The sequence below is a fragment of the Mucilaginibacter sp. UYCu711 genome (assembly GCF_050433825.1).
GTDB lineage: Bacteria > Bacteroidota > Bacteroidia > Sphingobacteriales > Sphingobacteriaceae > Mucilaginibacter.
Genome location: NZ_JBNPWM010000005.1, coordinates 403,554 through 425,146, shown reverse-complemented (window position 1 = coordinate 425,146; position 21,593 = coordinate 403,554). Strand labels below are relative to the sequence as shown.

At 40.7% G+C, this 21,593-nt stretch carries 9 protein-coding genes; 5 read left to right on the top strand and 4 right to left on the bottom strand.

From position 1 onward, the window contains the following. The 3 genes from ABIB50_RS13445 to ABIB50_RS13435 form a co-directional block, all read right to left on the bottom strand. A partial coding sequence (locus ABIB50_RS13445; RefSeq protein ID WP_429380243.1) for an FG-GAP repeat domain-containing protein occupies positions 1–980 on the bottom strand: 980 nt, incomplete at its 3' end. A gap of 75 nt (positions 981–1,055) precedes the next feature. Beyond that, positions 1,056–2,717, bottom strand: coding sequence for a RagB/SusD family nutrient uptake outer membrane protein (locus ABIB50_RS13440; protein ID WP_429380242.1), 1,662 nt, complete (start codon positions 2,715–2,717; stop codon positions 1,056–1,058). A gap of 20 nt (positions 2,718–2,737) precedes the next feature. Further along, complete coding sequence (locus tag ABIB50_RS13435; RefSeq protein ID WP_429380241.1) at positions 2,738–5,881, bottom strand: SusC/RagA family TonB-linked outer membrane protein; 3,144 nt, start codon at positions 5,879–5,881, stop codon at positions 2,738–2,740. 1,076 nt (positions 5,882–6,957) lie between these two features. On the opposite strand from ABIB50_RS13435, the gene ABIB50_RS13430 reads away from it, so the two are divergent. The 5 genes from ABIB50_RS13430 to ABIB50_RS13410 all read left to right on the top strand — a co-directional run bounded on the left by ABIB50_RS13430 (position 6,958) and on the right by ABIB50_RS13410 (position 17,842). Further along, positions 6,958–8,973 (top strand): hypothetical protein, encoded by a 2,016-nt coding sequence (locus tag ABIB50_RS13430; RefSeq protein ID WP_429380240.1) that lies wholly within the window; start codon positions 6,958–6,960, stop codon positions 8,971–8,973. Between the two features lie 96 nt (positions 8,974–9,069). Then, positions 9,070–11,322, top strand: a complete 2,253-nt coding sequence (locus ABIB50_RS13425) for a transglycosylase domain-containing protein (protein ID WP_429380239.1) — start codon at positions 9,070–9,072, stop codon at positions 11,320–11,322. Between the two features lie 618 nt (positions 11,323–11,940). Then, positions 11,941–12,285: a hypothetical protein gene (locus ABIB50_RS13420; RefSeq protein WP_429380238.1), complete on the top strand. Its 345-nt coding sequence runs from the start codon at positions 11,941–11,943 to the stop codon at positions 12,283–12,285. A gap of 116 nt (positions 12,286–12,401) precedes the next feature. Then, on the top strand, positions 12,402–15,272 hold the full coding sequence (locus tag ABIB50_RS13415) for a sugar-binding domain-containing protein (RefSeq protein WP_429380237.1): 2,871 nt from the start codon (positions 12,402–12,404) through the stop codon (positions 15,270–15,272). Positions 15,273–15,346: 74 nt separating this feature from the next. Further along, positions 15,347–17,842, top strand: a complete 2,496-nt coding sequence (locus ABIB50_RS13410; RefSeq protein ID WP_429380236.1) for a beta-galactosidase — start codon at positions 15,347–15,349, stop codon at positions 17,840–17,842. A 318-nt stretch (positions 17,843–18,160) separates the two neighbouring features. Here the strand turns inward: ABIB50_RS13410 and ABIB50_RS13405 are convergent, their stop codons facing one another. Then, the gene (locus ABIB50_RS13405) at positions 18,161–21,091 is read right to left on the bottom strand and encodes a glycoside hydrolase family 2 TIM barrel-domain containing protein (RefSeq protein ID WP_429380235.1); all 2,931 of its coding nucleotides are present in this window, start codon (positions 21,089–21,091) and stop codon (positions 18,161–18,163) included. Between the last annotated feature and the right edge of the window lie 502 nt (positions 21,092–21,593).

Sequence of the window (21,593 nt, the reverse complement as noted above, 5' to 3'; positions counted from 1 at the left end):
TTACCGTCATTGTTAATATCTGCAATATCATTACCCATCGAGTAAAAAGAGGTGTGGCCTATCTGGTGGGTTAGTTGATCGGTAAATGTGCCATTTCTATTGTTAATATATAATCTGTCGGGTACGCTGTAATCATTAGATACATAAATATCCGGCCACCCATCGCCGTTAACATCGGCTATGCCGGCAGCCAGCCCGTATGATAAGGCGGTATTGATTATACCTGATTGTGCTGTTATATTAGTAAAAAGTCCATTATCATTCCGGTACAGGCAGATCCCTGATTGCGGGTCGGGCTTGCTCATTATTTCTTTAACAGCAATATCATCCAGGATATTTAGCCGCAGAATGTTATGATTTACTAGCAACAGGTCAAGATCACCGTCGCGGTCATAATCAAAAAAGTAAGCCTGGGTACTGTACGATGAAAAACCAAGGCCAAATTCGGCTGCCATCTCTTTAAATTGCGGCACGCCGTTACTATCATTTCCCTGGTTAATAAATAATTGGTTTACCCGTTTTGCATCGCGAAGCTTGCCGGAATAACACACAAAAATGTCCAGCTTCCCATCTCCGTTGATATCAACTAAGGTAACACCGGTTTTCCATGGGCCGGGCCGGCCGGCTACACCTGCTATGGCTGTAATATCTTTAAACTGCATGTGTCCTTGGTTCAGATATAGTTTATCATCGGTCATGTTACCACTAAAATAAATATCCTGCAAGCCATCACCATTCAGATCACCTACTGCTACGCCGCCACCATTATAAAAATACTGGTATATCAATACATTGGTATTTAACCCCTCGGTTAATGTATTCGTGAAATCAATATGTGTTTGTTCGGGGGTTAATAATGAAAATAAATGATCATTGTTATTTTCATTATTGCTATTGACCGGGTGTTGACAAGCGGCTATGCCGAAAAGGACAGCAAATAATGGCGTGTAAACGAATTGAAAATATCTGAGTTTCATCATCTTTTTGGAAAAATCTTAAAATAAGCAGGCCCTGCACCGGGGAGATACAGGGACCTGCTGCCTAACGAACCAATTTTAATAACCAGGATTTTGCTTCAATTTTGCATTTTGATCTACAGCCCTTTGTGGAAGTGGGAACAAGTAATTTTTACTTGCATCAAACATAAGGTTACCACCGGGCGTAGTGACAGGATTATAATTAAATCCACCGCTGCCGTTCGCTGTAATAGCAATTCCATGAACAGGTTTATTTAAGTTTATTTCTGCCAGTTTCCATCTTCTCAGATCCCAAAGCCGTTTATCCTCAAAAGCCAATTCTATTCTCCGCTCACGCCTGATAGCGGTTCGCATGACATCCTGACTAAGCCCGGGGGTTAAGTTTGGCAATGCTGAGCGCGCACGGACCTTGTTAATCGCATCATAAACAGTATTATCAGGTCCGACACCTTCGTTTTGTGCCTCCGCGTACATGAGTAATACCTCTCCATATCTGAAATAATAATAGTTTTGAGCACCAGTACGACCGTCCCAGTTAGCTGATCCCAGCGGAATATTTTCTTGTACCTTTTTACGCAAGTAGTAGCCGGTTTGCGTCGCATCGTTTTTGTCCGAAAGATCGATTTCGTTTGGACTTTTTATACCTTGTCTGGTGTAAATGGTGTCGTTGTAAAAATACGAGCCATCATAAACGATAGATTGATAGAAGCGTTTTTCCCGATGGAGGTATGGATGTTTGGCGTCATAGCCTGAACCTGTGGCAGCTATCGGCAAACCATTATCCATCGCATAGTCATCCACCAGCTCCTGCGTCGGATCGGTTGAGCCCCAGCTTGTTTCTACGCCATTTTTTGTGAAAGTTGGCCCTCCAATACCGGCGAAGCGATTGCCTTTGACAACCGCGATGTACTGCCGGTAAAATATGGCTTCCTTATTTACCGTATTGTCAAGGAATAGGTTTTGATAGTCCGGGTAAAGATCATAGAGTTTACCGTCTATTATTTGTTTAGTAGTTGTCGCAGCTGCTGCAAAATCATGGTGATATAATTGCACCCAGCCTAATAAGGCTAGGGTAGCACCCTGTGTAGCCCGGCCAGGGTCGGAAGTAGTAGGCATATCCGGAGTTATTGCTGTAAGTTCAGTAGCTATAAATTTATAAGTATCGTCAGATGAACTGCGTTCAACAAATGCTGCATCCCCTTGCGTGTTGACGTCTAATGGATTGGTGAGGATCGGAAGGCCGCCATAAGCCATCCATAATAAATGATAAAAATACGCACGTAAAAACCTTGTTTCAGCTATTCTTTTCTTTTTGTAATCGTCCGCTAAGGTAGATGCCGTCACATTCGCAATGAAAACATTACACTTTCGAATGTTAGTATATAGAAATTGCCAGCCTAAATTAAGGGCATCAGAATTATTTCCAAAGCCTAAAGTTGCGGGTGTATAATTATTTTGTTGAGCTTCGGTTCTCGAATTTCGAGAACTGTATCCACAAATGGAGTTGTCAGACCAATTGTCAAATGGGTCATCCCAATTATTGCCGTCGGGTAACTGGTTATAAATGTCATTCAAGACAAGGTCTGCAGTTGAAACAGTTGCGAAAACCGTATTACTGGTCAGCCGGTCATGTGGCGTAATATCCAGCGAAGAATCCAATGATTTTTTGCAGGAAGTGCCCATAATACTGACGAAAAGGAGTATTATAGAGCTTATTGAAATATATTTTAAATTTTTCATTTTCTAATCTTTTACAATGGTTAAAAGCTTACGTTTGCGCCAACGGTAACTACTTTAATTTGTGGGTAGTATTGCCCGCTGCGGGCAGAAACCTCGGGGTCAAAATTTTTGATCTTACTCCAGGTCGCTAAGTTTTGTCCTGACAAATAAAACCTTATCGATTGTACATGCAAACGCCTCATGACATTTTGGGGTATGGTATAACCTAAAGTGGCGGTCTTTAATCTCAAATAAGAACCGTTGATCACCCAAAATGACGAAAATTGGGTATTGTTAGTAGTTGGTTGTGTCGTTATCCGTGGATAAGCGGCATTGAGATTGGTAGGTGTCCAGTAATCCAGTGTGTTTATTGGTGCAGATGAGGAATTATCAAATGCATAAACTTGATTATAGAAGTCACGGTTAGCTGCACCTTGGAATAAAGCACTCAGATCAAATCCCTTGAAGGTTACGCTTGGCGTAATTCCATAAATAATTTCCGGAAATACGTCTTTTCCAATAGGAACGATATCATCAGGATCAATTTTTCCATCCCCGTTTACATCCTTATAGTGGATATCCCCCGGAAATACCTTGCCCCAGGGCTGGGTGGCAATACCTGCTTTTAAAATGCCTGCGGCATCAAAGTCATCAGCAGTAAAAAATCCCAGCGACTGATAGCCAAATATGGCACCCAGCGATCGGCCGGCTATACGGCGATTAGGGTTGTTAAAGGTTGCTGCGGTTTCATACACCTGTATTTGTTTATTTCTGGCATAGGTGATGTTTCCATTAATGCTGAAGCTAAGATCTTTATTAATGCGCTGTGAGGTACCCAATGAGAGCTCAATGCCGTGATTACTCACAGCACCGCCGTTGACCTGTGGCAAGCCTACACCATACTCGAAAGGCGCAATTACAGTTGGATTTATGAGGATATTATTCCTGATTTCGTAAAAATAGTCAGCCTCAAAGGTCAGACCGCCATTCCAAAAATCACCTTCAATACCTATATCCGTCTTTTTAGCCCTTTCCCAGGTTATCAAAGGATTCGCTTGAGAAAGCTCGCTTATACTTTGTGTGGCAGCTCCGCCGATGACTGCACTATTGCTGCCTAGCCCGAATGCACTTAGGTATTGAAATGCAGCACTAGGCAAACCGCCCGACTCGCCCCATGATCCCTTGATTTTCAAATTATTGATCCATGGAAAATTATCTTTTATAAAAGATTCTTCTGACAAGCGCCAAGCTGCCGAAAAGGCTGGAAAAAATCCTAAACGGTGACCGGGTGCAAATGCATAATATCCTTCATATTGTCCGGCGGCTTCAAATAGATATTTTCCATCATAACCGTAGTCCAGTCTAAAAATGCCGGATTTCTGTTTGGTTTCTGATGAACTGCCTGAATTGGAGATATCCGTGCTATTTGAACTACCGTTATCTAATTCCGGAATGAGAACATTATAATTTTGCCTGGCCGCACTAAATTTTGAATACTTTGTATTCCGAATGTCAAAAACCAATAAACCAGTTATATCATTTTTACCAAAAGTGTTATGATAATTTAAGTAAGCTTGGTAGGTAAAAGCCTGTGCCTGAGCAAAATATTCACTATAGTTGGGTTTAGCGGGACCATCACTACCAGATTGTGTGATGGCTTTTGTGGTGGCATTATACGCATAATAAGGGATGGGTGTTATCCATTTTCGTTGAAAGGTAACATTGCCATCATCATTAGGTAAGCCGGGGTTATAGTCATAACTAACGGCTGCCTTAACGCTCAATCCCTTAACAAAAGGTAATTGTTGTTCAATACTTAATTGGGTCAGCATATTAAAACCTGAATTTTGTATAAACCCACTATTAAATATGTTACCATAGGCGGAACGGCCGATATAGGCCCCTGGAAGACCGTTGCTAAACGTTAGCGGCGAGTTTGGTGGGGTACGAAATGCCTGGTAAAAAATATTACCGGAACTTACACCTGGAAAATCACCTTCCTCCACGCGGCCATTCATTGAAACATTTACCTTGGTGCTTTTTGTTGCATCTGCTTCAAGGTTGGCTGTAATATTATAGCGTTTAAAACGTTCCGGTGCCCAAAGTCCATTCTGGGTTAAATATCCGATACCTGCATAATACTTAACGGTTTCAGAACCACCGGATAATTGCAGATTATTACTGGTCATTGGTGAATTGCGGGTGGTTAGCTCGCCTAGAACGTTGTGATCCGGATGCCCGTCTGGATCAGTATGATTTTGATAAAGCTCAAGATCAGCTGCAGAATAAGCTGGGGGTTTTCCAGGCGTTGAATTCTGTACAGCTGCGTTAAAAAGTGTTGCGTATTGGTAAGAATTGACAAACTTGGCTAACACCGTTGGGTTTTGCCAGCCAAAGTAAGTGTTATAGGTGAGTGTAGGCTTTCCGGTTTTCCCCTTTTTTGTAGTGACTAAGATTACACCGTTTGCGCCGCCTAGGCCATAGGGGGCTACCGCAGCAGCATCTTTAAGGACAGTTACATTGTCGATACTATAAGGATCGAGTTGGGTGAAAGATCTTGGCACACCATCTACGATAATCAGTGGCTGGGTGTTACCAGTTGTCGCGCTACCGCGAATTAAGATCTTAGAACCATCGAAACCAGGTTCTCCGCTCGATTGGGTGGCCATGATACCTGAGGCTCGTCCAACTAACGCATTACTGATGTTTGCGACAGGTTGTGCCGCGATATCCTTACCTTTTACCGAAGATATGGAAGCTGTGAGGGAAGTCTTCTTTTGTGTGCCATAAGCCACAACGACTACCTCATCCAAGTTTCTTTCTGCTGATTTTAGCTGTACCTGTAATTTACTTTGCCCATTGACTGGAATTTCCTGATCAATGAATCCTACAGAATGGAACACTAAGCTTGTTTTCTGGTTGGAAATGCTGATCGAAAAGTTACCTGATACATCAGTGGTTGTGCCAGCTGTAGTTCCTTTCAGGGTAACACTGACACCTGCAAGTGGTTCGCTTTTGTCATCTTTGACGGAACCTGTAATTAATCTGGTTTGGGCTGAAGCTAGCTTACTTATCATTGTAAGTAATAGCAAAACCACAAACAGTTTCCTCGAGTTCAGATGAATTCCATTTAACGGAATATCTGAAAATAGCGGAAATCTTACGCATGTAAAATTAAAATTCATAATAGGTTTACTTTTGGTTAAAATTGAATTGACTTCTCAGGTAACAAAATTGATACTCAGACCATTATGAATAAATAGATATTCTTATTATAAAACTGGATTATTTGATTGGTGCTGTACCCTTGTGTCGATTAGCCTGTGTTTTAAATTTCCAGGCTTTTAAAAACTAATTGCCGCTTAAATAAAATTAGTTTTATCAGGGTTTTCGGGTATAAAAGAAATCTGAAATAGCAGCGCGCGATGGATTCCTGTCAACTGGATTGAGTTAATATTTATAACGACAATCCCTACAATTGAACCTATAAATCAAACAAATTTTAGACGATATCACTTTCTATTATACTGAAACAGCATGTTTTAATAATATAATCCAGTTTTAGACAAAAGAATGTCTATCTGTACCTTGATCTATTCAGCTTATGGAGTATTAATAGCACAGATCTGTACGTTTTCCAAGTTGTTGGTAATAGTTGCGTGAATCGTGCTTATTGGAAAACGATTTTCTGGATTGCTACGATCGAAGTAATCAGAAGAATAGATCCAATATATCAATTATCGCTATTCAATATAAAAGGAAAAGCAACCAGAATCGCCGATTAGTAAGCGAGATGTTTCTTAACATATATAAAATAATTCATAAATTATATCTTAGTCATCGTCCAACGCTCATTATCATTGTAACTTTACGTCCATAAGACACATTTGACGACATTGGCCGTTCCTGAGTGTTGGATATTAACAACGCTCATAGTAGTGGCTAATTATCCGAAATAATTAGACATCTTAACAAATACATAATATAATCCAGTATTATAATCACAAAATCTATTTAATTAAAAAACTTCCTCCTCATTTTTGGATGAACTTATTTATAACTAAAAATAACCCATTGAGACTTGCGGTAAATTGCATTTTCTTATTGTAATTTATTTTAAGCTTAAAAAAGATTGTGCCAATATTCGACTGATTTTGAAATAATCTAATTAATTGCAACAGCCTACAAGTATTAAAATATAACAGTCGTAGCGACGGTGTTCGTTATGAAATACATTTCAATTCCAACTAAATCATACATTATGTCAAAAATACTTTTCAAGTACATTCTTTATAAGAATATTGAGATTTTCAATGCGTCATTTGTACAATTGCAAAAGAGGCATCGAAAATTCATTTACTGTTTTTTAACTATGTCAACAGGATTTTCGACTGTAAATGCACAAACGATCACGTTGAGTGCAACCGGCAAAGGACGTGTTTTTGAAGGCATCGGAGCGGTAAGCGCCGGGGCATCAAGCCGTAACATAGTTGATTACCCGGAAAAGCAACGATCTGAAGTACTGGATTTTCTTTTTAAACCAAAATTTGGTGCAGGTTTTCAGCATCTCAAAGTGGAAATTGGCAGCGGGGAAAATTCAACCTGCGGCAGTGAACCTTCCCATGTGATCACTCGCGAAGAACTAAAAGCCCCGATAGCTCGCGGATACGAACTTTGGCTGATGGCAGAAGCCCGTAAGAGAAATCCTAACGTGATCCTGGATTGCTTACCATGGGCCTATCCACGCTGGGTGGGTACGCGTTTTTCCCAGGCATCCGCCGATTGGACTGTTTCCTTTCTGGAACTTGCCCGTAAAAAGTATGGACTTGAAATTGACTGGGTGTCTGCCGCCCAAAATGAAATGGGAACCGATTTAAACTGGATAGCCAATAATTTACGCCCTACACTTGATAAACACGGCTTTTTAAAAGTCAAACTACAGGCGCCGGACGATGATAGCGAATACTGGCAAGTATTTGACAAACTGGAAAAAGACCCTAAACTGAATAAACTCATAAGTGCGGTCGGTTACCATTATGTGGACGGCCGGGAACCTTGGGAAATCGATCAGAAAGCAAATCGCAGGGCAACTGAAAAAGCGAAACAAACCGGTAAGCCATTGTGGGCAAGTGAGGAATGGAGTCAGTCGGGACAAGATTGGGATGGCAAAGGTGCTTTGTATCTCGCCCGCCTCATGAATAAGCTATATTCGCTTGATCGTATCACTAAATTCGAGATATGGTGCCCGGTTGATGGTATTTATAACCAAGTTATTTGGGCGAATACCGGTGTATTGCAGGCAGATTCACCCTGGAGCGGGAATTATTCTGTGTGGCCATCTGTATGGGCTGTGGCCCATACCACCCAATTTGCTGAACCAGGCTGGGTTTACATGGATGAGGCTTGTGGTCAATTTACTTCAGATTCCTGGCGTGGTAGCCATGTGGCATTACGGAATCCAAACACTGGAGACTGGTCGGTAATTATTGTCACCGGCGATAAACGCAAAATAAAAGTCGCTGTTGGCGACGGACTCACGAAGGGTAAGGTCCATGTGTGGAAATCAACTGCTAAAGAACAATTTATTGAGCAAAAAGCACCAACACGGGTAAAAAATACCTTAGAACTGGAAGTAGAACCGGACGCTATATACACGATCACAAGTACCAACGGGCAAAAGAAAGGCACCTTTGGTGAGCCATTAGCAAACAAATCTTTTCCATTCCCTTACAGTGAAAATTTTGACAGTTACAAATCGAATGAAACTCCACGCTACTTTTCTGATCAGAAGGGCACCTTTGAAACTATTTCTTCGCCAAAAGGTGGAATGTGTCTTGTGCAGGCAGTACCAGAAGAGGGGATTTTATGGTATAACAACTGGTTGCTCAAACCCCACAGCCTGTTTGGTGACTTAAACTGGGAAGATTATGCCATTGAAAGCGATATTTTGCTAAAGGGAGGAGATGTTGAAATCGGTGGACGTTATGCTAACCGCGACAAACTGGGTTACCGTTGGATCTTGACCCGAGATGGACGTTGGCAACTGAATTGGCAATACACGGTACTTGCATCCGGTCAAATCCACAATTTTACACCTTTAGACTGGCACCATATCCGATTGGAAATGATCGGCACCCAAATCTCAGGGTTTGTGGATGGAAAGAAAATGACAGCTATTTCAGCTGAATCCACAGTTAAGGGAATGGCATTTATTGCAAGCACCTATGACAGAAACTTGTTTGATAATATTAATGTGGAACCTATTCCTGGCAAATAGGCCCCACTCTTCATATAAATCATTCTCATTATCGCGGGCCGATAAATTAAAAAACAAAAACGGATTTGACATATGACAATAAATTAAATTGATAAAGTGACCGTTAGATTATCGCCCCAGGATATAAAGAAGCACAACTGGTATATCTGGAAGTTTTTTATAGGCTGCTTTGCATTTGTAGTAATATTAATAGGCCTTACTACCGTTGGCGTTTTTGGCCCTCTCCCATCTCTACGCGAATTGGAAAACCCTAAAAGCGACCAGGCATCAGAGATCATTACGTGTGATAAGCAGGTAATTGGCAAATATTATACTAAAAATCGTTCGAGTGTGCCTTTTAAAGACATCTCCCCAGACGTGATAAATGCATTAATAGCCAAAGAGGATAATCATTTCTATTCGCATTCGGGTGTCGATTTTTGGCGTACTTTTTCTATAATTCCTTACAATCTTGTTGGTAAAAGGCAAGGTGCCAGTACATTAACGCAACAGCTTGCTTTAAATTTATTTACCGGACAAACCAGGGCGCGCAATCCCATTAAACGAATTATTCAAAAACTACAGGAACTAATTATTGCTGTACGTATTGAAAAACACTATACCAAGCAAGAGATTATCACTATGTATTTAAATACAGTTGATTTTGGCTCCCAAACCTTTGGTATTAGCTCTGCAGCGCAAACTTATTTCAACACCACGCCCGCAAAATTAACTGCCGACCAAGCCGGCACTTTAATACAAATGTTAACGGCACCTACAGCCAATTCGCCGATTAGGCACCCGCAAAGAGCCCTTAACAACCGTAATTTTGTGTTGGGTCGTATGGCACATGAGGGCTTTATAACCGAGGCACAAGCTACCGACTTTAAAGCAAGGCCATTGGGCCTTGATTATCGCCCCATTAACCATACCGAAGGTTTAGCACCTTATTTTAGAGCGGTGTTAAGAGAGGATATTAAAAAGATCCTGACCACTGTAAATAAAGCAGATGGCACGCCTTATGACATTGACAGAGATGGCTTAAAAATTTACACCACATTGGATGGCAATATGCAACTTTATGCCGAACAGGCGCAACGTGAGTGGATGCGCGACCTGCAGGCACAATTCAACTCGCAATGGAAAGGCGTTAAATTAGCTGATAAGGTAAAGAACTATAAATTATTGATAGATCAAGGGATTCATTCATCTGACCGTTACCGCCAATTAAAGTTGGAGGGGCGAAGCGACGAGGAAATAGACCAAAATTTCAATACGCCGGATACATTAAACATTTTTACCTGGCATGGTGATATTGACACTTTAATGAAACCGATAGACAGTATTATATATTGTAAAATGCTGTTAAGAAACGCTGTGATGAGTATGGACCCTACAACCGGCTCTGTTAAAGCCTGGGTTGGTGGCATAAACTTCGAGCATTTTAAATACGACCAGGTAAAAATTGGCGCAAGGCAGGTTGGATCAACCGCTAAACCATTTACTTATGCGGTAGCTATCGAAAATGGGTATTCGCCCTGTACGCCGGTAGATAACGTTCCGATTACTATTTCGGGTTATGGTGGCCAGAATTGGACACCAGGTTCCTCACCACTAGAAACTTTGCCGGGTAGGATAACCTTACGTACCGCATTGGCTCACTCACAAAACTGGGTAACAGCCTATGTAATGAAAGAATTAGGACCTGAGCCTGTTGCTGAATTGATAAAGAAAATGGGGATCCATAATAATGTACCGCCATATCCAAGTATTTGCCTGGGTGTATTTGATGCTACGGTAATGGATATGACAGCCGCTTACTCAACCTTTGTAAATCATGGTGTGTGGACGGAGCCCACCTATCTGTTGCGTATAGAAGATAAAAACGGCAATATTATATATAATTACACGCCAAAAGTAAAACAGGTAATGAACGACCAGGATGCTTATGTAATGGTTGATATGCTGCGTAGCGTTGTAGATCAATCGGGTGCTACGGGTAACAGGTTGAGATGGAAGCCCGGTTATGGGGGCTTTACCAACCCAATTGGCGGTAAAACAGGTACTACATCTGATAACTCTGACGGTTGGTTTATAGGCATAACCCCAAAGCTGGTTACCGGCGTTTGGACAGGTTGCGAGAACCGTGATTTCCATTTCCGCACTACACGAATGGGCGAAGGATCAAACTCTGCTTTGCCTATTTTTGGATTGTATCTTAAAAAGGTTTATGCAGACCAATCGTTAGGTATTAAAAAAAAATTAGATTTTGAGCTGCCTAAAAAAGGATTGACCACGGTATTAAATTGTGATGCTTATAGCCAACAGCAAAAGGGCACTAATGAAGTGGAGAAAAAGTTAAGTTTTTAACGAGATTCTTTAGAAGTTTTTATTTGTTGTTTATTCTATTTGATAGATTTGTCACCCATCAAATATGATATCGTATTATCTAATTGAATTTAGTTTCCGTTTGATGAAAAATTCTAGTGACTAATCTTTCTTTATTGTTCCAAGCGTAACATCGGTATCGTACTGGTACAGTACCCCATTACCGTAAATTTCAAAGGCAACACGAGGCCGGCATCGCTACGGGTTGCGCTGACCGAATCTTGCCACCAGAGGCCATGCCTCAGATTATAGAAGATTATTTAAGGACGGTGTGCTTGAACTGTTGACAGAGCATCTATTTTTTAAAATGGCTCAATTCCTTATATTTGTATGTCAACCAGACAGAGTACGAAATGAGTAACAGTTAAGTTGGGCAATAGATAATTAATTGTGAACCAGCCTAATAAATCATTGATTCCGAAGTGTTTGTTCCAAGTATTTCTTCATTTCTGCCTTTGACTATTACAAACTGACCTTATAAAGGAACTAGGTATATATGGTACATTTTACTATTTTTTCAATCCTCGCAATGTAAATTGAGTTTCTACGACCAGGGGCGGTACACCCAGTACAACTCAAATAGTTATTACCAGTAACGTAATGAGCGTTCCTGATCAGGAATTGATCCGCTTGGGCTTAAGGTACAGAACAAGTAGTTTCAATTTTTCTGCCGGTGTTCGCTATGAGTGCCTTCCGTTAAAGGACATAATCGGCGAAAGCGATGGATTCAGGAGACCAGGATATATAATCTCCGCGGAACCGGGGATTACCTACCGCCTTAAAAAATTATCAGTCTATGCATTGGTGCCGATTGCTCTTATTCGCGACCGTACAATAAGTGTAGCTGATATCAGAACTACCGAACTTACAGGAAAGTATACACATGGGGATGCAGCTTTTGCAGATTATGTTATCAATATAGGAGCCAGCTTCAGATTTCAATAACAAAATCTATGATTACAGTTTAATAATCCATTCTTTGAAGGGTAGTATTCACGTATGTTTAGATAAATTATAAACTTCAAATTCATCCCTTTCCGCCGGGACTGATCGATTAAATTATGAACAAGACTTATCAATTCATCTTTGCACTTATATTATGCTTTTTTGGCCGATTCTCAGCCCTCGCTCAAACCAAAATAAAGAATATCAAATTACATGAAATCGATCTGGCCGGTAATTGGAATTTTCAAATTGATTCCTTATCACAGGGGATAAAAAACAAATGGTATGCTGGGGATTTGAAGGATAATATTCATCTTCCAGGTTCGATGACCACCAATTTAAAAGGAAACGATATCAGTTTAACCACTCCCTGGACAGGAAGTATTGTCGATTCAGGTTATTTCACTAAGCCTCAATATGCGAAATATCGTAAGGCAGGAAATATAAAAGTTCCATTCTGGCTTCAGCCGGAGAAGTACTATAAAGGGGCCGCCTGGTACCAGAAAACCGTTGATGTACCGGCATCCTGGAACGAACAACATATAGAATTGTATATAGAGCGTGCTCATTGGGAAACCACGGTATGGGTGGATGAGCAATCGGCCGGTATGCAAAACAGCTTGGGGACGGCTCATGTTTACGATCTGACCACAGTTTTAAAGCCAGGAAGGCACCGTATCACCATTTTGGTCGATAATTCTGTTAAAAGCATCAACTTCGGGGAAAATTCCCATAGCATTTCAGATCACACCCAAAGCAACTGGAACGGCATGATCGGAAAATTGAAACTAAACGCCCGTCCCGCTGATTATATAGACGATATCCAGATCTACCCGGATTTAGCAAAAAAGCAGATCGTCGTCGAAGTGAAGATCAACAATGACCGTCATATTGCACATACAGGGGATATTGAGTTAAAAGTAAATTCTGTCAATCACCCTGAAATACCATTATCCACGCTAAGAAAAAAAATAACAATTTCAAAAAATGGGAACCTGATAAGGATGGTTTATTCAATGGGTATATCGCCCTTGTTTTGGAGCGAATTTCAACCCAATCTTTACAATCTACAGGTAACTGTTATTAATGGGGCAAATCCCAAAGATGTTTTAACTAAAACTTTTGGGATGAGAAATTTCGAAACCTCCGGAACAAATTTCACAATTAATGGCAGGCTAACCATGCTGCGTGGCAGCCTGGAGTGCGCGGCTTTTCCAATGACAGGCTATCCCCCAACCGATATTTCTTCGTGGTTGGAAGAGTTTAAAACCTGTAAAGCCTTTGGCCTAAACCATTTGAGGTTCCACTCCTGGTGCCCTCCTGAGGCTGCTTTCGAGGCCGCTGACCGTTTGGGCATTTACTTGCAGATCGAGTGCTCCTCGTGGGCTAACCAAGGCGCAACAATAGGAGACGGATTACCGTTGGACGATTATATTTATAAGGAAAGTCGGGCAATTGTGCAAGCCTATGGCAATCATCCTTCCTTCTGTATGCTTTTATATGGAAATGAACCGGCTGGTAAGAATCTGACCGGATACCTGAGAAAATTTGTGCTTTACTGGAAAGCCCGGGATCATCGGAGACTTTACACTACCGGTGCCGGATGGCCTGTTATCGACCAGAGTGATTATAATAGCACGGATTATCCGCGCATTCAACATTGGGGGGAAGGCCTTAAAAGTATTGTTAATTCTAAAAATCCGTCTTCAGACTTTGATTGGTCGTCTATCATCGCTAAATGGCACCATCCAACAATTAGCCATGAGATCGGTCAATGGTGCGCTTATCCCGATTTTGATGAGATCGCTAAATACACAGGTGTATTGAAGGCGAAGAATTTTGAAATTTTCCTCGACCAACTGAAGGAAAACAACTTGTCTGAATATGAACATGATTTTTTACGTGGCTCGGGTAAATTACAAATCCTCTGCTACAAAGCCGATATCGAAGCAGCCTTAAGGACGAAAGGTTTCGGGGGATTCCAATTGCTGGGATTATCTGATTTTCCGGGCCAGGGAACCGCCCTGGTTGGGGTTCTGAATGTTTTCTGGAAGGCGAAGCCTTATGTGACGGCATCTGAATTCAGCCGGTTTTGTAATACAGTGGTGCCCCTTGTCCGCCTTCCCAAAATGGTGTATACGAATAGTGAAGAACTTGATGTACCCGTTGAGATTGCACAATTTGGCGAAAATGTGCTGAAGGATATTATCCCCGCTTGGGAAATTTCTGGTGACGCAGGCGAGGTATTGTTTAAAGGCAGGTTGGCTAAAACAACCATTCCGTTCGGTAATGGCCTACAATTAGGCCAGATTAAACAAACACTTACCTCAATTACAAAGTCATCCAAGCTTACGTTGACCGTTTTTGTTGGCAAATACAAGAATAGCTGGGATATTTTTGTGTACCCCGAACATTTACCGGATGTTAACGCGAAAATCCTGATCACTCAGCAATTGGACTCCAACGCGCTGAAAACACTGAATAATGGAGGTAAAGTCCTTCTTACTTTAAAAAAAGGTAGTGTGTCAGCCAACAAAGGCGGAGACATAGCCGTTGGATTTTCAAGTATCTTCTGGAACACCGCCTGGACAAATAGCCAGCCACCGGCAACTTTGGGCATTTTATGTGATCCGAAACACTCCGCCTTTAATGACTTTCCAACAGGGAGGTTTAGTAATTATCAATGGTGGGATGCTATGAGCCATTCCAGTGTAATTAAGTTAGATTCTGTGGCCAAAGGTCTTCATCCCATTTTACGCGTAATTGATGATTGGGTGACTGCTCGTTCACTGGGACTTATTTTTGAGTGTCGGATAGGTCCGGGCAAGTTAGTTGTTTCTGGCATTGATTTACTGAGCGACGCGGAAAACAGGCCAGAAGTGCGGCAGTTGTTGTACAGCCTGAAAAATTATATGGCCAAGAAAGATTTTGACCCGCAGACAAGCATAGAGGTGCAAAAGATTAAACAATTATCCGGGGCGAAGTAATGATATTGACCTTACTAATCCGTCGTTACGACCAATTTATCCGCTAGTTTTTATGAACCTGTATACTGATTAAAATGTTAGACGGTCGATTAATAAAATTCTTGGGCTCAAGAATATATTTTTTAAAAAAATGCTTCTACCGCGGTCTGATTTTAATACCGCTATTCATTTGTCCAGCAAAAGGTCAGATAAAAAACTATACTGTTGATGCCAGGCAGTTTGCTGATGCGAAACCGGTGAATATTGTCGCTTTAGGCGGGAGTAACCCGGGCGGTGAAAAAATTGCTGTTAATAATTTTTATATCACCAAAGGTGGCGTACCCATTATTCCGATTACCGGTGAAATACATTATTCAAGATACCCCCATCAGTATTGGGAGGAATCGATCAGGAAAATGAAAGCAGGCGGCATTAATATGATCGCAACCTACGTTTTCTGGAATATTCATGAAGAAAAAGAAGGCCAATTCAACTGGAGCGGCGATCGGGATCTGCGAAAGTTTATAGAATTATGTGCTAAAAACAAAATCATGGTTGTGGTAAGGATCGGCCCATTCGATCACGGGGAGATACGTAATGGTGGGATTCCGGACTGGATACTGGGTAAACCACTTACGATAAGAACAAATGATCCACTATATCTCCATTATGTTGAATTATTATACAACGAGATCGGTAAACAACTCAAAAATCTTTATTATAAGGACGGGGGGCCTATCGTCGCTATTCAACTGGAAAACGAAATGCAGCATTCTGCCTCGCCATGGGGGCTGACTTATCCGGGACAACCTTATGATTTTACGGTAGCGGATCGAGATCGCGGTAATACGCATGAAGGCGTAAGCGTTGCCTCGAAAAATAATTCCTTTGCTGAATCTGGCAATGATCATATGCGCACCTTAAAAGCCTTAGCTTTAAAAGCCGGGATGCAGGTGCCGTTATTTACAGCGACTGGCTGGGGATACGCAGCTATCATTCCCAATGAAACTTTACCGGTGACTGCCGCTTATGCTTATCCCACCTGGATAGCAAAAAAGGAACTTTCCCCTTTTTACCTGTATAAAGATCTGCATACGTATCCGGATTATGCACCTGTGCGGTACAATCCCATGGATTACCCTGCCTTTGCTGCCGAACTGGGTTCAGGCATTATGACCACTTACGCACGAAGGCCAGTTGTTCCGCCCAACAGTTTAGATGCGCTGATTAATCGTTGCCTGGGTGGTGGTGCAAATGGCATTGGCTATTATATGTACCACGGCGGCTCTACGCCTGTTGGTGAACATTATTTTTTTAATGATGAAGCATACGGCTATCCGAAAATTTCCTACGATTTTCAGGCACCGATTGGTGAATATGGCCAGGTGAGGACATCGTTTCACCGCCTTAAACTGCTACATTATTTTATCAATGAATTTGCACCCGATCTGGCACCGCTTCGGACCGTATTACCGGAAAATAACGCACACATCACGGCGGATAATCTCAAGGATCTCCGTTACGCAGTACGGACTGATGGAAATTCCGGTTTTTTATTTCTGAACAACTTCCAGGATAATGTTACCACTCATGACCAGGCTAACATCCGCGTCCGTATTCAAACGAATAAAGGATTTGTAAACATTCCTGAAAAAAAGGGGATCACTTTAAAGGCTGAAGAAAACCTGGTACTTCCATTCAATTTTAATCTGAGTGGTTCCAACCTAATTTACTCCACGGCACAATTGCTGACCAGAGGAAAGGCGGATGGAAGCGACTATTATGTTTTCTTTACGACACCCGGAATTTATCCTGAATTCAGCTTCAATAAAACAAATACCTCCATCATCAATATACTGAATTGTACTGTGCACCAGGCAGGTGGGAAAATTTACGTGAATTCAACTTCTGATTTACCTGCGTCTTTTTTGATCACAGGGCCCAAAGGAACAAAAACCAGGGTGCTGGTGATCAGCAAAGACCTGGCTATGAAATGTTATCTGCAGGAATTGAAGAATGATCGCAGATTGATTTTTTCCGATGCGCTTGTTTTAAATGATGGTAAGCAATCCGAAATGCTAAATACAGGAAGCAACAATTACTCCTTCTCTGTTTATCCCCAGATATCTGTGCTACCCAAGATTGATCATGGTAAGCTAAAAGTAATCGGCAGCGATGTCCTGATGTCAACTTTTGAAGTTGAATTGCCAAAAGTAGTGCTAAGGGCTGAAATTTTAAAAACTGGGACCAGGAAGCTCCAGGTAATCTTTCCAAAATCGATTCCCGACGGACTTAATGATCTGTTTCTGAACGTGGACTATATCGGTGATACCGGAATGGCCTTTTTTAACGGCGATTTGGTGGCGGATGAATTTTATAAGGGGATGCCCTGGGAAATTGGTTTGAAACGGTTCAACGGCGTTGGGAGCAATAAAATGGGCTTTTATTTCAGGCCGATAATGAGTGATGCTCCTTACTTGATCGATCTTCCTGCCTCCATTCAAAAAATAGCTGGAAAAGCAAAAGAAACTCTTGAAATAAAAGGCGTTTCTTATACCCCTGAATATAAATCTTTAATTATTTTTGAATGAAATATCGGGTGAGGTTTTGGGAACTACACCGGCCATCAATTACAATAATACCAATAGCTTGGAGATCTTTTTTATTCAACGCTGGGTGGTTACCGTTTTGATTTTGACGTAATATCCGGGCATTACCTTTAAGAATGGTTTTGATTTTAAAGGTTGCGCTTCATCAATGCTATACAAATACTGGCTCCTATCAAAAACCACCGCGCCGCTTAGACGTTTATTGCTGCATGGAAACGCAAACAACACCCATTAAAACGAGATAATTTATCGGGCAGCTGGAAGCGGCGCTGGTGTTGATCGCCAATAAGATCTCTGGTATCATTTTATATGCACTCCAGATGTTTTGATATAGCTGTTCGGTGCGGCCCAATCAAACTTAAAATAAGCACCGCCTGAGCATGATTTAGAAATATCATTTAAAAGCCCGGAAGGGCCATATTCAGAACCACCATTCCACTTATCACCAATTGGCGCGATGTAATTAAAAATATAAATCCCACTTTCTTGTGGATAAGGGATGATTGCACTTTTAGGATCTTCGCCCGAATTGGGTTTCAATAAACCTACATAAAGTTCTTGGTTATCAAGAGCCAAACCTATAGTACGATAATTAGTAAGATTAATTTGCCCCCAATACCAATTATTAAAATAACCCTCAAATTCTGGATAATTGTAAACCTGTCCGGGAATATTCAATTGATTTTTGACTTTATAAACATTCAGATTGGTTCCCTGAAGTCTGTTTTTATAAACCCTATACGGGCCATTTCCAAGCCACCTTTTTTCTGTCACATTATCCGAAGCAATGTTTAGTCCAACGCCGGCATAATAATATTTATCAGCGGGCAATGTATAAGTATAATTTGCTTTTAACACGCCTCCGGGCATTATTCTCCAATTAAATCTGTCGAAACCATTTTGGCCTTCGGTGCTTATGAGATAACTATCTCCCTCCTTTTTTATCATAGGAAGGACGTTGTTTTTTTTCTCAGGAACATTATATTTTCCTTTTTCTGTTTCAGCGACTATATGAATTAAATTTGTAATAGGAAAAAGGGTGCTGTCTGTTTTAATTTTTAAAGGCATTCCGGTTTCTTTATCAAACAAAAACGTGGTATTACCTGAATAAAACACCCATTTGTTTACCGAATCTTGAGAAACTTTATTCCCGATGCTTGTCGCCAAAAAATCACTCATAAAATCTCTTCGTGGTGTTTTCATTAATTCCCATGTCCACAGTTCTGTTCCTTGTGGATCGAAAGCAGTAATTTCTATTGCCTCGGCATCATTAAATTTTGATGAGACTGGGATTTGTAAAATACCAGTTTTTCCTGCAAGCACATCAGGCCCCCTCATTTCACCTTGATCAGCAATTGTATAACCGCTTTGAGTGCTTTTTGGTGAAGCAAATTTTATCAGTTTCCAACTAAATAAACATTGGTTGAGATTTGTGAAATTGAATTTATTATTAACATTAATTCTTCCATCAAAATTTTCTGAAATTTCACTGGTATTCACCTGTACCGGCGACCATATTTTTTTCACGGTGTTGTAACTCCCCTCCTTTTGTTGATGAGGCCCGACTAAACCGTCCGGGGCAAAATTTCCTTGATTGTCTATCCGGTATCCCTCATCTCCCCGAAAGACGCCTTCATCATACAAAGCCCAAATAATAAGCCCACCGCCCACTTTCGATTTTTCAATACTTTGCCAGTAATCGTCTAGGCTGGCACCACCACCACCATCAAACAAAGCATGTAATGTTTCCAATGGGCAAACAATTTGATCGGATGCAAGGCCTGCCATTAATTCTTTATAGGTTGGATAATAACGAGTATCTATAAGCTGAAATTTCCCGGGCTTTTTTCCGGGCCAAGGTTCGTTTCTTGCAGCATTTTTGTAGGGCCTGCGCTGTTGGATATCCCATTTTAAAAAATCATCTTCCAGGTCAGCATTGTGCGAATAATGGTTACCATTACCCCACATAATTATTGATGGATGATTTACGTCTCTAATTATCAATTCCTTAACAAGCTTTTTACCTATATCTGTGGGCAACGGTTTAGACCAACCAGATAATTCATTAAGCACCATTAAACCCAGAGAATCGCACAAATCCAGAAAATGTTCATCCGGTGGATAACAAGGTGCTCTTACTGTATTAAAGTTTAAAGATTTCATTAATTTTACGTCTGAGAGATTATCCTCTGCACTTAAAGCACGTCCGGTTTCTGGTCTAAAGCTGTGCATACTTGCACCCTTTAGCAATATCCTTTTTCCGTTTAAGTAAAAGCCATCATGATCTTTAACTTCAAACGTACGAAAGCCAAATTTTTCTTTTATGGTGTGAATAGTTTGCTTTTTGTTTTTAAGACTAATCTTCAATTCATATAAATTCGGAAATTCATCAGACCAAAGTTTGACATTTGAAAATTTACCTTCGATAGTGATTTTATTAGTTTTGGCATTTACTTTCAAAGTTATCGGCTTTCCTAAAGATTTGCCAGACACCGTATACACCTGTGCCCAAACTGTTTGTCCTTCTTTAATTTCTCTCAGGTAAACATTAGCCGTTAATTGGCCGTCCATTTGTGCATCTATGGCCGCTCTTTCTACGTAAGAATCTGGGAGGATATCAATATATACCGGGCGATATATGCCACCGAAAAGCCAAAAATCTGCTACTCGCTCTGCCAATTCTACACCATGATTTGCTGATGGTTTGCTTACCTCAACCTCTATAAGATTTGTTCCTGATTTTATAAGAGCCGTGATATCATAAGAAAACTGATTGTAGCCACCCTGATGAGTTTCACCAGCCGACTTTCCGTTAATTTTTACTTTGGTATCGGTCATGGAGCCTTGAAAGACTAACCTCATTCGTTTTTTTTTGGTCGATGGCATTTGAAATGTTCTTTTGTAATTGCCAATTTCCGGGTTAGTTGCATAATCTTCTCTGTCTCGCCAGTAGGTGTAGTAGCCAAAACCTTGAAATTCCCAATTAGACGGTACCATTATGCTTGTCCAGTAACCGCTATTACGGCCTACGCTCATTTTAAAATCCCATAGCAATGCGTCACTGGCACCTTTTCCTGTTAAATAGATTCTTTTTGACGAAGCGTCTTTAAGACTTTGTTGATTTAATGACCGCGAAGCATATACATCTTTATTAAGGCTGAAAAGAAGGAATATAGTTATAGCATAAAATAATTTTTTCATTGCTGCTTTTATTGAAGTTGTTTGTTGCATTAATTCATAACTATATTCAAAAAGTTTTGAATAATTGGTTTAAATGTTAAAATAATTAGATATAGCACTTTAAACAGAGCCAAAAGATCCGCCACCAGAAACTTGGTCTAATTTGGAAAAGCGATACTAACGGTTTTACAAGAACTATACAATGAATAGTAATTTTATCTATTAATTCCATTAGAATGTCCAGTTTTTAACACTGCCCTATCCGCATTAGTTAGATAATATTGTAATTAAGGCTTGCCATGCACTCGTTCGCGAACACGTAACTTTTATAAAAGAAGATCGCGTGTTTGCCGACGATATTAACCTTTTACACCAATTGATCACCGATGGTTCTTTCCTGACGATTGCAGAGGAGGCCGCTTTACAAATAAAACTAAACCTTTACGATGACGCGTTTGGAATTTATTAAAACTTATCGCAATAATACACTTTTTGGATTATTGTGCTTAAACTTTGAAATTGCTCGTTTTCGTTTACAAATAAAAATTAAGTA